General features: G+C 40.4%; 11 protein-coding genes and 3 tRNA genes. 4 read left to right on the top strand and 10 right to left on the bottom strand.

The features are described 5' to 3' along the window. Positions 1-56: 56 nt before the first annotated feature. The gene (locus BM291_RS18520; protein ID WP_092900227.1) at positions 57-1,883 is read left to right on the top strand and encodes a TonB-dependent receptor; all 1,827 of its coding nucleotides are present in this window, start codon (positions 57-59) and stop codon (positions 1,881-1,883) included. 171 nt (positions 1,884-2,054) lie between these two features. Here BM291_RS18520 and BM291_RS18515 read toward each other — a convergent pair whose 3' ends face one another. The 7 genes from BM291_RS18515 to BM291_RS18490 form a co-directional block, all read right to left on the bottom strand. Next, positions 2,055-2,303 (bottom strand): GIY-YIG nuclease family protein, encoded by a 249-nt coding sequence (locus BM291_RS18515; protein WP_092900225.1) that lies wholly within the window; start codon positions 2,301-2,303, stop codon positions 2,055-2,057. Positions 2,304-2,351: 48 nt separating this feature from the next. Continuing rightward, positions 2,352-2,414: transfer RNA gene (locus BM291_RS22090), tRNA-Cys, on the bottom strand. A gap of 14 nt (positions 2,415-2,428) precedes the next feature. Beyond that, positions 2,429-2,683: a GIY-YIG nuclease family protein gene (locus BM291_RS18510; RefSeq protein ID WP_092900223.1), complete on the bottom strand. Its 255-nt coding sequence runs from the start codon at positions 2,681-2,683 to the stop codon at positions 2,429-2,431. Between the two features lie 36 nt (positions 2,684-2,719). Then, positions 2,720-2,794: transfer RNA gene (locus tag BM291_RS18505), tRNA-Val, on the bottom strand. A gap of 45 nt (positions 2,795-2,839) precedes the next feature. Continuing rightward, a tRNA-Val gene (locus tag BM291_RS18500) sits at positions 2,840-2,914 on the bottom strand. A gap of 147 nt (positions 2,915-3,061) precedes the next feature. Then, positions 3,062-4,606: an L-piperidine-6-carboxylate dehydrogenase gene (gene amaB, locus BM291_RS18495; protein WP_092900221.1), complete on the bottom strand. Its 1,545-nt coding sequence runs from the start codon at positions 4,604-4,606 to the stop codon at positions 3,062-3,064. A gap of 66 nt (positions 4,607-4,672) precedes the next feature. Further along, entirely contained in the window at positions 4,673-5,701 is a 1,029-nt protein-coding gene (locus BM291_RS18490) for a DUF4421 domain-containing protein (RefSeq protein ID WP_092900219.1), read from the bottom strand. 339 nt (positions 5,702-6,040) lie between these two features. Between BM291_RS18490 and BM291_RS18485 the strand changes: the two genes are divergently transcribed. Then, positions 6,041-6,817: a glycosyltransferase family 2 protein gene (locus BM291_RS18485; RefSeq protein ID WP_092900217.1), complete on the top strand. Its 777-nt coding sequence runs from the start codon at positions 6,041-6,043 to the stop codon at positions 6,815-6,817. Positions 6,818-7,060: 243 nt separating this feature from the next. Then, a complete protein-coding gene (locus BM291_RS18480) occupies positions 7,061-7,885 on the top strand; it encodes an FkbM family methyltransferase (RefSeq protein WP_092900215.1) in 825 nt (274 codons plus the stop codon). Between the two features lie 25 nt (positions 7,886-7,910). On the opposite strand, the gene BM291_RS18475 is transcribed toward BM291_RS18480, so the two are convergent. Both BM291_RS18475 and BM291_RS18470 read right to left on the bottom strand, forming a co-directional pair. Continuing rightward, positions 7,911-8,621 carry a glycosyltransferase family 2 protein gene (locus BM291_RS18475; protein WP_092900213.1) on the bottom strand — a complete coding sequence of 237 codons (711 nt, stop codon included), beginning with the start codon at positions 8,619-8,621 and terminating at the stop codon, positions 7,911-7,913. A gap of 230 nt (positions 8,622-8,851) precedes the next feature. After that, a complete protein-coding gene (locus BM291_RS18470) occupies positions 8,852-10,054 on the bottom strand; it encodes a pyridoxal phosphate-dependent aminotransferase (RefSeq protein WP_092900211.1) in 1,203 nt (400 codons plus the stop codon). 133 nt (positions 10,055-10,187) lie between these two features. Between BM291_RS18470 and BM291_RS18465 the strand changes: the two genes are divergently transcribed. Beyond that, on the top strand, positions 10,188-11,039 hold the full coding sequence (locus tag BM291_RS18465; protein ID WP_092900209.1) for a toxin-antitoxin system YwqK family antitoxin: 852 nt from the start codon (positions 10,188-10,190) through the stop codon (positions 11,037-11,039). 43 nt (positions 11,040-11,082) lie between these two features. On the opposite strand, the gene BM291_RS18460 is transcribed toward BM291_RS18465, so the two are convergent. Continuing rightward, entirely contained in the window at positions 11,083-12,279 is a 1,197-nt protein-coding gene (locus tag BM291_RS18460) for an IS256 family transposase (RefSeq protein WP_092900207.1), read from the bottom strand. Positions 12,280-12,400 lie beyond the last annotated feature (121 nt).

Raw genomic sequence — 12,400 nt, 5'->3', positions numbered from 1 at the left:
TTATTGGAAAAAGCATATTTTCAGTACACTTTTGGGCTACTATTTACAATCATCAAATGAAAAAATTAGTACTACTAGTATCTGCATTGGCTTTTTCTTCAGGGCTATATGCCCAATCTGACACTACTACTCAAGATTTAGGTGAAGTTTTAATCCAGGAGAATAGGATTCAACTCCCATTCTCTAAGCAAAACAGGAATATCTCTCTCATCAGTAAACTCCAGATAGAAACCACTCCAGCCAGAAGTTTAGCTGAAATACTATCATTTGTACCGGGCGTTGATATCCGTCAAAGAGGGGTTACCGGGGTACAATCAGACGTAAGTATACGTGGTGGATCCTTTGAGCAGACGCTAATGCTTCTCAATGGAATTAAGCTAAGTGATCCTCAGACAGGGCACCACATGATGAATATCCCAGTTCCCTTGGTCAATATTGACAGAGTGGAAGTGTTGAAAGGTCCAGCATCAAGAGTATTCGGGCAAAATGCCTACGCAGGAGCGATCAATGTAATTACTGAGTTGAGTGATAAAAGATACGCTAGAGTGCAAGGCTATGCGGGTGACTATGGAATGAAGGGAATAAACTTTGCCGGTTCACTTCCAGTGGGGAATTACAAGCAAAACTTGGCGATCTCTTACGATGATTCGAATGGACATTGGTACAATTCGGATTACCAAGTCAGTAATATCTTCTACGAAGGGGGTGTTGATCTCAATGAGAAAAATGAATTGAAGGGCATGATAGCCTATACAGACCGTAGCTTTGGTGCCAATGGATTTTACTCCAGTGCATTTCCAGATCAGTGGGAAAGCGTACAAACAACCTTGTCGTCACTAAGTCACTCTTTAACACTAGAGAACTTTTACCTAAATACCCGGGGATATTTTCGCAGAAATGCTGACGAATATGTGCTCAAGAAAAATGAGCCAGAATTCTACCAAAATAATCATACTACAGACGTTTTTGCTTTGGAGGCCAACGGAAATTTTGAATCCAAATTTGGCAAAACTGGCTTTGGGCTAGAGACAAGAAAAGAAGCCATAGAAAGCACTAATCTTGGTAGCCGTGATCGAGTGCTGACAGGGATATTTCTAGAACAGATGGTCAACTTCGGTTCAAAAGTAGATTTACGGGCCGGAGTATATTCTAACTATTATTCTGAATATGGATGGAAGCATTTCCCAGGAGCAGAAATTGGTTTTCAGGCTACATCTGACCTGAGGCTTTACTCAGGCTACGGAATAAGCTATAGAATCCCTACCTACAACGATCTGTACTATAAAGGGCCGACCAATATTGGAAATGATCAACTTGAGCCAGAACAGGCAGAAAACTTTGAAATCGGAGCAAAGTGGTCTAAATCCGGATTATTCGCTGAACTAGTATATTTCAACAGAAGTACTGACAATCTTATCGAGTGGACAAGGCTTGACGCAGACACACCTTGGCAGCCGCAGAATTTCAGTGAAGTAATATTCAACGGTATTGAGGCATCTTTGAATTACCGAGTAAGCCCAACTGGTAGAAGAGTGCAGATCAAGGAATTTATGTTTTCTTATAACTACATAGATGCAGACCTGATCAATCAACCAGGAATAGAAACTCGCTATTCTTTGACGGCTCTTAAAAACCAGGTAATAGGCGGTGTTCTAGTTGGGATTGGCAAAAAGCTGGAGTGGAACACCAAAATGAGAAATGTGGAGCGCATGAATCAGGATCCTTATTTCCTACTCGACATGCGAGTGGATTATAACCGAACCGGAAAAATCGGATTCTTTGCCGAAGCATCCAATATTACTAACACAGATTATATCGAATCAGGTACTGTTCAAATGCCAGGCCGTTGGTTTCGTGCTGGATTCATGTTGAATTTGGAGTAAAAACAAGGAACTTTAAACTAAAAATAGACTGCTTCAGAATGGAAGCAGTCTATTTTTTTGATCAAAAAAAAATCCCGAAAATTTCGGGATTGAATGTGGGAGTTGAGGGATTCGAACCCCCGACCCTTCCGATTGCATCGGAATGCCCTAATCTAACAGCTAAAGAATAGATTAACTATTTATTAACTCAATTACTTTCTTTTTGCTCTTCCAAGATTTGACAATTCTTTCCCTGAGATAGGCGGCATTTTTATCATCGAATTCTTCATGATATACTAATTTCCAATCTTTAGATTTTGCCGTGAAACCGCTATGACTAGACATGTGTTTTCTTAATCTTTCATCAAGCAATTCACAAGTATGTCCAAGATAAAACTTGTCCAATTTTGTAGAGTGCAATATGTAAAAGTAGCAGGCCATAGAGCAAAAAAAATCCCGAATAAATTATCCGGGATTGAATGTGGGAGTTGAGGGATTCGAACCCCCGACCCTTCCGATTGCATCGGAATGCTCCGAATCACCTACAGCGCGAGTGTCATTGGATATTACCCAATACTATTTATCAAGTCATTTATTTTCTTTTTGCTCTTCCAAGCTTTGACCGTCCTTTCGCGGAAGTATGCAGCACCTTTATCAGAAAATTCTTCATGATAAACTAATTCCCAATCTTTGGACTTCGCAGTAAAACCTGAATGATTAGAAAGATGCTTTCTTATTCTTTCCTCTAAATCTTCACATGTATGTCCTACATAGAATTTATCTAATCGAGCAGAGCGAAGTATGTAAAAGTAGCAAGCCATAAAACAAAAAAATCCCGAAAATTTCGGGATTATACGTGGGAGTTGAGGGATTCGAACCCCCGACCCTCTGCTTGTAAGGCAGATGCTCTGAACCAACTGAGCTAAACTCCCAAGAAAAGGTATTTATTTCCCTCGTGCGGAAAATGATTTAAAATGTGGGAGTTGAGGGATTCGAACCCCCGACCCTCTGCTTGTAAGGCAGATGCTCTGAACCAACTGAGCTAAACTCCCATCTTTGTAGCCCTTTCCGTACGTAAGGGAATGCAAAGGTAATTTCTATTTCCTCTTAAGCAAATACATTTTGAAACAACATGTCTAATGTATTGAAAATGAGAAAGAATATTTACAAAATATTTTCAGAAAGAATAATTATAAACTCTAAATATCAAACTTAATCCCCTGAGCCAACGGCAAAGCGGATGAGTAATTGATCGTGTTTGTCTGACGACGCATATAAGCTTTCCAGGCATCAGAACCGGACTCTCTTCCTCCACCAGTTTCCTTTTCTCCCCCGAAAGCACCGCCGATTTCCGCACCTGAGGTTCCTATATTGACATTGGCTATCCCACAATCCGAACCGGCTACAGAAAGAAAGGCTTCCGCTTCTCTCATGTTTGTAGTCATTATCGCAGAGGACAATCCCTGTGGAACGCTATTTTGTATTGCTATAGCTTCCGCTAATGTCTTGTATTTCATCAAATAAAGAATCGGAGCAAAGGTCTCATGCTGCACGATCTCGAATTGATTTTCTGCCTCATAGATAGCCGGCTTCACGTAGCACCCAGATTCATACCCTGCACCGCTCAATACACCACCTTCCACTACGACTTTCCCTCCTTCGGCCTGAACCTTCTCAATAGCCGCTAAATACATATCTACGGCATCTTTGTCAATTACCGGCCCTACATGATTTTTTTCATCCAAAGGATTTCCGATAACTAGCTTGGAATAAGCAGATGCCAATCTTGACTTGACTTCCTCATAGACATTTTCTTGAATAATAAGACGTCTAGTACTAGTACACCGCTGACCTGCTGTTCCTACCGCTCCAAATAGCGCTCCTCGGATCGCCATGTCCATGTCCGCATTTTCAGTGATGATGATAGCATTATTTCCACCCAGCTCCAATAGTGACCTTCCAAGTCTACCTCCTACTGCCTGCCCAACCAATTTCCCCATACGGGTAGATCCTGTGGCAGATACTAGCGGAATTCTAGAATCCTGAGACATCATTTCTCCTACTTTATAATCCCCCATTACGAGTGTACAAATCCCTTCCGGCATTCCATGTTTTTCAAAAATCTCGCCAGCAATAAGCTGACAGGCAATTCCAGACAGAGGCGCTTTTTCGCTAGGCTTCCACACACACACATCTCCACACACCCAAGCCAACGCTGCATTCCAAGACCAAACTGCCACTGGAAAATTGAACGCTGAAATAATAGCTATAATACCCAGCGCGTGCCACTGCTCATACATGCGATGACCTGGACGCTCAGAATGCATGGTCAGGCCATACAGCTGGCGAGAAAGCCCAACAGCGAAGTCACAGATATCAATCATCTCCTGCACTTCTCCAAGTCCTTCCTGATAGGATTTGCCCATTTCATAGGACACTAACTTCCCCAGATCAGCCTTTTTTTCCCTCAACGCATTTCCGATTTCTCTCACGATTTCTCCGCGCTGAGGAGCTGGCACTTGTCTCCAGCTTTCAAAGGCAACTTGGGCCTGTGAAATCACCTGCTCGTAAGTCTCCTGATTAGTAGTCTGAACCTTACCAATCAATGTTCCGTCTGCCGGTGAAAACGATGAAATGGAAGCTTCTCCAGAATCTATCCAGTTGACACCAGTGGATGTTCCTGAGTTTTCGGGTTTTATTCCTAGACGCTTCAAAGATTCTTGAATACCGAATTGATCTGCCATTGTATTTGGGTTTTTTATGTGTTCAAAGCTAAAATAATTATCACGGAGAGTCCAAAGGATGATGTACTAATCATTAAACAGTACACTTAGTGGGTTTATTTTATTAAACCCTTTTTTGAATTTATCCCTAGGGTATAACTTATACATTAAAATAACTCTATAATTCCCCGTGTTGATTGCTTGATCGTAAGCTTCTCCCTCTACTAAGTTCAAATTTTTATAAACATAATTCCCATTGATAGAGAAACGATTGCCATTATAGCCAACAAAAGCTCTGAGGTAATAAGTAGGAACTACACCCCATTTTTTGAATTCTTCGCCATTTCGCCATTTGGAATAACCTCCACTCAAATTGGCTGATGCAGTGCCTGTAAGAAAGAAACCCTTCCCAAAAACCAGAGATCCAGCCAAACCTGCATTTGGACCTGCTTGAAAATAGCCCGCTTTGTCAAAATTGACGGCGTCGGGCACTTCACTCTCAGGCAGTAAAAGAGAATCTCCTTTAATTTTTCCTCCATAGATTTCAAATCCTATAAATGGAGAAAATGCAGAGCGTTTTTGGACGGCAGTCTGATTGAAAGCAGCTCCAAGCGATAATTTATCTCCGAAAAAAAGATAATTCATATTCATACCCATCGATGACAAACGCATGTCTTCTCTAAGATAATCCGTATCTGCGTTTGCTAACTCATCGGCATCTATCTTATACCCTCCATAAAATTGACCGAAAAAGTCAATTATCAGCCTAGGAGCATAAATATGTGAATGCAAATCCAAATTGAAAGGCCAATTCTCTTGCTTATCTGAGTATAGAAACCCAACTGGAAATGAAACATTGATAGTCAGGCGCTGATAACTAAACCCAACCCCCATTTTCAAACCAGTGTTTGGCTTTAACACAAAAGGGTGATCTTGGTCTGGAATGTTTTGAACTAGTCGAGTATACTTCTGAGAAGTAAAGAGCCTAATCGCGAAAGTTTCGTGAGAACTCTCAACATAACTGGTGTCATATTGAAACTTATCATTCTGACCAAAACCGCGAATGCAAAAGGCAAATGTAAAAACCAGGAAAAGTAAATTCTTATTTTTGATCATGGGGGCCTTTAAGCAATTCGGAAATCGAAAGTTCACTAAAAAAATTTCAAAAAAAAATCCGAGCCGTAGCCCGGATTTTCTTTGAAACAGCTTGAGTTAGAAAAATGGATTGTTTAAAGAATCCGTGTTTAAAAAAATCAAATATTAATAAAAAGTTGTTTAATCACCACTTTAAAGTTATCAATTCAGGGCGACTAAACAAATTTTTGTTTGGGTTTTTTAGGCCTATCCAAAATAAAAATATCGTTAATGGCTCAATTAGGCAACAATCCCTACAATTGCAAAACTCACAGACTATTCAACTAAATTGCAATCGCTTCACTATATCAATATTAAGGTTTGAATCCCACCATTTCTATACTAATTCCCTGCTACAACCAGGCTAACTTCCTTACATCTACTGTAGAGTCAGCACTCAATTCAACCTATCCTCATCTAGAAATCATTATTATAAATGATGGTTCTACGGACAACAGCAAGGAAATTGCTGAAGAGCTTACAGAAAAACACAAAAATATTTATTTGTTAAATCAGTCAAATTCAGGCGTCGCCAAAGCAAGAAATGCAGGGATTGAATTTTCAAATGGAAAATATATTTTACCCTTAGACGGGGATGATTTGATCTCCCCAGAATACATAGAAAAAGCTATTGCTATTTTAGAAAAAAGGCCAGAAGTTAAGGTTGTCTATTGTGAAGCGGTGAAATTCGATGAAAATGGAAAACGCCCTTGGAATTTAAAGCCTTTCAGTCTGAATGCTTTGGCTAGAGACAATATGATTTTCGTAAGTGGCATTTTCAGAAAAGCTGACGCATTGGCTGTAGGAAGCTTCAGTGATAACATGAAAATGGGAAGAGAAGACTGGGAATTTTGGATCAAAATGCTAAAAAATGGAGGGGATGTAATCAAACTACCTTTCGTTGGTTTTTATTACCGGATTCATCAGGGAAGCAAGCGAAAAAAAACCGGTACTTCTTTAAAGAAAAGGGAGCGCATAGCCTACCTCAATGAACACCATGAGGAATTCTTCAAAAGAGAATTAAATGGTCCACTCCGCTTTCAACGAACCTGGTCGAAGCCTTACAATACACTTATGAAACTTCTAGGTAAGCTATAAGCAGATATATTCTTCGCAATAAAGTGAGGCGTGAAGATTAAAGGGAACACATATTAAGCAGTGAAATAAGTAACACTGGGCTGCATAGCACTTATCCATGCAAATGGATTGTCCAATTGATTTCTATGCGCTAAAAGCTCCTTAAGTTTAAATTAGAACACCTCGTTTCATTTATTTTTTTGTACTTACTGAGGCAAGAAATTAATTCAAATAAAGAATTCAGCAATACTCTAATAGAGCTAAATGACAAACACTCAAATCACATCTGGATTCAAAGACTATTGGAAAAAACTTCGTTTTAACCTCAGCGCATCAGACAATTTCTTTTTTCTGTTTTTCTACCGTCATCTGTATTCCCCAAAAAAAGGCAGTTTATCAGATTTCCTTTCCCAATTCTCGTTATCCAAAAAAGGTGATTTTTTTGTTGTTCAGATTGGCGCAAATGATGGCATCACGAATGACCCAATTCATAAATTCATTAAGAGGGACAGGTGGGAAGGCGTATTGCTAGAGCCACAACCCGATGTATTCAAAGAATCCCTTAGTAAAATCTACAAAAATCATCCTGGGTTAAATCCAGTTTGCGCAGCTATTGGCTATCAAGATGGCTCCCAAAAACTTTACAAAATAGGATTTAGCAACATGAGGTGGGCTACAGGCTTAGCTTCCTTTTCAGAAGAAAAAATCAAAAAGGTTTTTGAAGATGGAATAGCACAAAAAAACTGCGCGAAGTTTGGAATAGAAATACCAACCGACCCTCAAAAACAAATTACCTCAGAAGAGGTGAAGGTAATCTGCCCCGAAACTTTATTGAACACCTACGGAATATCCAAAATAGATCTTCTTCAAGTAGATGCGGAAGGTTTTGATCTTGAAGTAATCCGGATATTCAATATCCCGAGAACTAAACCTCAAGCGATAATATTTGAAAATGAGAATCTCAATCCTGAAGACTTGGAAGAGTGTTATCAGTTACTTAGATCTGAAAATTACAACCTCAAAGAATTCGGTAGAGATACTTTGGCAGTAAAGAAAGAGCTAAGTCAATTCGCTCATTTTTTTCAATAGAATTATTTTGGTGGAAGGAAATAGATCAAATCTTATCCATACCCTTCCAAAATTTCAAGAAATAGTATTTCAGTGGATTACTGTATTTCAATTGCTTCCATGGTCTACTTGCATGAGGTCTATGCCACACTGGAGCATTCATCAGCACATGATTCTTGTATCCCAGTTCGATGGACTTCTTGGAGATAAACGTATCATACCAATCTTTCGCTTCATCTAATCCCATGAAGTCAAAGGCTTTCAAAAAGTCAGTCCCGAAAAGTGTACAGCAAAAGCTCAAACTTCTTGAAGTATCGATCACTGATTCCTTCACCCCTTTGAATTTCAGATATGGGAAATTTACCACTCCTTTCTCATCTACGGTCACGGATCCCACTAAGCCAGATTTGGGAGTTGAATTCTGAAAACTGAGCAAGTCAGCAATAGTCTCGGGCTTCACTACTACATCTGATTCTATTACTAACAGTGGCAATCCAGCTTCATTTGCCATTTTTTGAGCCATCTGAAGTACCAGTTTATAATTTGGAGATGGGTGGTCTGTGTGCTCTTCCAAATGAATGAGCTCATAACCGATTCCAGCTTCATTCTGCTCAAGCCCTGCTTTGGTCTCTTCTGTACTGAAGTCATTAAAAATAATATGTCTAACCCTTACTGTCGATTCAGCAATTGCTCTTGCAGTATCCAAGGTCGTGTCAAGTGAATTTTTGACGGGGGTGATTACGATTACTTCAGCCATAGGGTAATTTTTCCCAAAAATAAGCCTTTCTGGCTAGGCAAAAAATAACCCCGACGTTTGCCGGGGTTAAGTTCTAACATTTGTTGTATCTGTTTTCTAGCCAAGAAAACCTACTCTTCTAGCGAGTATGATCAACTTTTAGATTGAGGCTCGCTTCGGACATCCGTCTTCGGTCTTCGGTCAGGATAGTGAAGAAAAAAGCAATACTGGCATCATTACGGATAATCAGATTAAGCTAACTCACCGAGCGCTTTTTTCATTCTGCCTAGTGCATCTACCAATTCCGCGTCTGATGCCGCATAAGAAAGTCTAATACAATTTGGCGCTCCGAAAGCAGTTCCTGTCACTAAGGACACGTGAGCTTCTGCCAAAAGATACAAACAAAGGTCATCTGCGTCTTTTACGTCATGCCCTTTGGCAGACTTACCAAAGAAAGCCGTAACGTCTGGGAAGAAATAGAATGCGCCTTCTGGTACGTGAGTTTTGATTCCTGGAATATCACGAAGTAAATCCAATACCAAACCTCTTCTTCTTAGGTAAGCATTAGCCATTTCAGTGGTTGGAGTCTGATCTCCAGAAATACCAGCCAAAGCTGCTCTTTGAGCGATGCCTGTTCCTCCAGAAGTAAACTGACCCTGAATTTTCTCAACAGATTTCGCCATCCAAACTGGAGCACAGATATAACCCACTCTCCAGCCAGTCATGGCATAGCCCTTAGAGAAACCATTTACTGTAATAGTTCTATCGAACATTCCTGGGAATGATCCGATGCTGTAGTTTCTTCCTGCGAAGTTTATTTTCTCATAGATCTCATCTGCGATCACCATGATATTCTCATGCTTTTTCACCACCTCTGCGATTGCTTCTAGCTCTTCTTTGCTAAATACGGATCCAGTAGGGTTACATGGAGAAGAATAGATTACTGCTTTAGTCTTTGGAGTAATAGCAGCTTCTAATTGAGCGGCAGTTGCTTTGAAGTTATTCTCCAAGGTTCCTTCGATCAATACTGGGACGCCACCAGCTAACTTGATGATTTCGGCATAACTCACCCAGTAAGGAGAGAAGATGACTACCTCATCGCCTTCATTCACCATGCACATGAATACATTGGCGATAGAATGCTTAGCACCGGTAGAAACAACGATATTTTCAGCTTTTGCTTCAGCGATTTCGTTCTCCTCACGAAGCTTCTTTGCGATAGCTTCTCTCAAATCCTGATAACCCGCTACAGGAGGATATGAAAAGTACTTTCCTTCGTCGATTGCATCTTTTGCAGCCTCTTGGATATGCTTTGGAGTCTTGAAGTCAGGCTCACCTAAACTAAGGCTGATGATGTCAACTCCTTGTGATTTCAGCTCTCTTGCTTTTTTTGCCATGGCAAGAGTGGCTGATTCCTCCATATTGATTATCCGGTCTGATAAAATAGAATTCATTGTTTGAGAGATTTTATTACAAATTCCACAAAAATAGAGAGAAGATTATAAAATCTAAACAATCGGTGGGTTTTGATCTCGAAATGTTATTTTTGGATAAAATACACCGAAGTAAATTGCGTTTTTGTATACAATGAGTAGATTTTATATCAGTTTTATTTTCCTCCTACTTTTGAGCAAGGTTTCTTTTGCACAAAAAGAAGAATCAAAACCCAAATCAGATCCTGATTCTAGTGGTGTGGTAAATTCAAGGTTACTTCCTACCACTATGCCTTTGCTGCTTTTTGATGACTCCAAAGAAAAGGAAGAAAAAAAAGAGAAGAAAAAGAAAGCACGTAAGAATGAATGGTTCGGAATAAAAACTAAAAAAGGCTATACACGGAAGGAAATTAGAGGTCAGCAGATTTTTGAACACTTCAATTATACAGATTTAACTCGCAATCCTGATCCATATATTCGCGACGTATATTGGTTTGACACGCAGGATAGAAGCATCAAGACCAAAGATTATGTAGCTGGAAAAGGCTACCTGCTTCATGGGCCTTACGAACGTGTAATTAATGAAGAAGTGGTAGAAAGTGGCATGTTCTACTATGGCACTAAGCACAAAACCTGGATGCTATTTGACTCAAAAAATGTACTTCAGGACAAAAATCACTTTACAGAAGGTTGGCCTAGAGAGTCTAGAACTCGCTATTTCGACCAGACCACCAAAAGCATCCAAGAAATCATACCAGTCCAATACGGATTAGAAGAGGGAAACTACTTTTACTTCTATGAAGACAAGCAAGTGGCTGTGACTGGAGAATATCAATTCGGAGAAAAAGTAGGGCTTTGGACGGAATATTGGGACACTAACAATACCAAAGCAATTCGAAAGCGCGAGGTTCAATACCAGGAAGCAGCGTATACAAAAAATTTCCGCCCCTACATTCGTGCTGAATGGGATAAGGACGGAAATCTGGTCTATCGAAAAGACAATTAATTGACACTATCCCGAAAAGTGTGTAAATGAATTTTAAGGTTGGTTAGAATTTTAGACGGTTTTCAAACATAATCATAAATTGGTTTAAGATGGTGCCCCAATCCCGGATTGGCATCGTCCATTTTTTAGTGGATTCGTTAACGGCCAGGAATACGGACTTCATTACTGCATCATCGGTCGGATAGGAAAGTTTATTCTTGGTGTATTTTCTGATTTTCCCATTCAGGTTTTCAATGATATTGGTGGTGTAGATGATCTTTCGGATTTCCATCGGGAAAGCCAAAAATGCAGTCAACTCTTCCCAGTTGTCCCTCCAGCTTTTGATTGCATAGCCGTATTTCTGACTCCAGATGGCTTCTAACTGATCCAGAGCGAGTGCTGCTGCTTCACGGTTGGGAGCAGTGTAGATTTCCTTCATATCAGCAGTGAAGGCCTTTCTGTCCTTCCAGACCACATATCGGCAGGCATTGCGGATTTGATGGACGATGCAGATCTGCTTGGTGGATTCGGGAAAAACGGATCTGATGGCTTCTGTAAAGCCCTTCAGATTGTCCGTGGCGGTGATCAGGATGTCCTGAACGCCTCTGGAACGTAAATCTGTCAATACACTCAGCCAGAAGGCTGCGGATTCGTTTTTCCCCAACCAAAGCCCCAAGACTTCCTTCTTTCCATCTGTTCGCAGACCTATAGCGATGTAAATGGTTTTGTCGATGACTCTGGAACTTTCTCTGACTTTGAATACAATACCATCCATCCAGACGATGCAATAGACTGATTCCAGCGGTCTGTTTTGCCACAAGGTAATGTCCTGTGAAACGCGCTCGGTGATCCGTGATATCGCTGAGGTGGACAGTTCAATATTATAGAGCTCCCTGATCTGTTCTTCAATATCACTGACACTCATCCCCTTGGCATACAGGGAAATGATGATATTTTCCACTCCCTCCGCCATGTTCTTACGCTTTGGAATAAGCGCAGGAGCAAAGGAGGCATCTCTGTCTCGTGGCACCTGAATCTCAGCTACACCAAACTGGTTTTTGATTTTTTTCTTGCTGTGACCGTTACGTGCATTGGCACTAATGGAAGTCTGGTGCTTATCGTATCCCAAATGGGAATCCAGTTCGCCTTCGAGGATCTGTTCTACCCCACGTTTTTGAATCTGAGAAAGAAAAGAGTACAACTCTTCGCCGGTTTTGAACTGCTTGAGGAATTCCTCGCTTAGAACATCTTCTTTTTTCATAGCTTTAAATGTGTAAAGTTACCCCGAAAAGTTATTTCCATAAATTTTTCCAGGCCTTTGAATGGGCCGAAAAATTATAGAATAACTTTTCTACACTTACACACTTAATGGGATACTACCA

Source organism: Algoriphagus aquimarinus (genome assembly GCF_900112005.1).
Classification (GTDB): domain Bacteria; phylum Bacteroidota; class Bacteroidia; order Cytophagales; family Cyclobacteriaceae; genus Algoriphagus; species Algoriphagus aquimarinus.
This window is presented reverse-complemented; position numbering and strand designations above follow the sequence as displayed.

Coding starts and splice junctions, on each gene's coding strand:
- BM291_RS18520 (WP_092900227.1), top strand. CDS start 57: ATGAAAAAATTAGTACTACTAGTATCTGCATTGGCTTTTTCTTCAGGG.
- BM291_RS18515 (WP_092900225.1), bottom strand. CDS start 2,303: ATGGCCTGCTACTTTTACATATTGCACTCTACAAAATTGGACAAGTTT.
- BM291_RS18510 (WP_092900223.1), bottom strand. CDS start 2,683: ATGGCTTGCTACTTTTACATACTTCGCTCTGCTCGATTAGATAAATTC.
- amaB (WP_092900221.1), bottom strand. CDS start 4,606: ATGGCAGATCAATTCGGTATTCAAGAATCTTTGAAGCGTCTAGGAATA.
- BM291_RS18490 (WP_092900219.1), bottom strand. CDS start 5,701: ATGATCAAAAATAAGAATTTACTTTTCCTGGTTTTTACATTTGCCTTT.
- BM291_RS18480 (WP_092900215.1), top strand. CDS start 7,061: ATGACAAACACTCAAATCACATCTGGATTCAAAGACTATTGGAAAAAA.
- BM291_RS18475 (WP_092900213.1), bottom strand. CDS start 8,621: ATGGCTGAAGTAATCGTAATCACCCCCGTCAAAAATTCACTTGACACG.
- BM291_RS18470 (WP_092900211.1), bottom strand. CDS start 10,054: ATGAATTCTATTTTATCAGACCGGATAATCAATATGGAGGAATCAGCC.
- BM291_RS18465 (WP_092900209.1), top strand. CDS start 10,188: ATGAGTAGATTTTATATCAGTTTTATTTTCCTCCTACTTTTGAGCAAG.
- BM291_RS18460 (WP_092900207.1), bottom strand. CDS start 12,279: ATGAAAAAAGAAGATGTTCTAAGCGAGGAATTCCTCAAGCAGTTCAAA.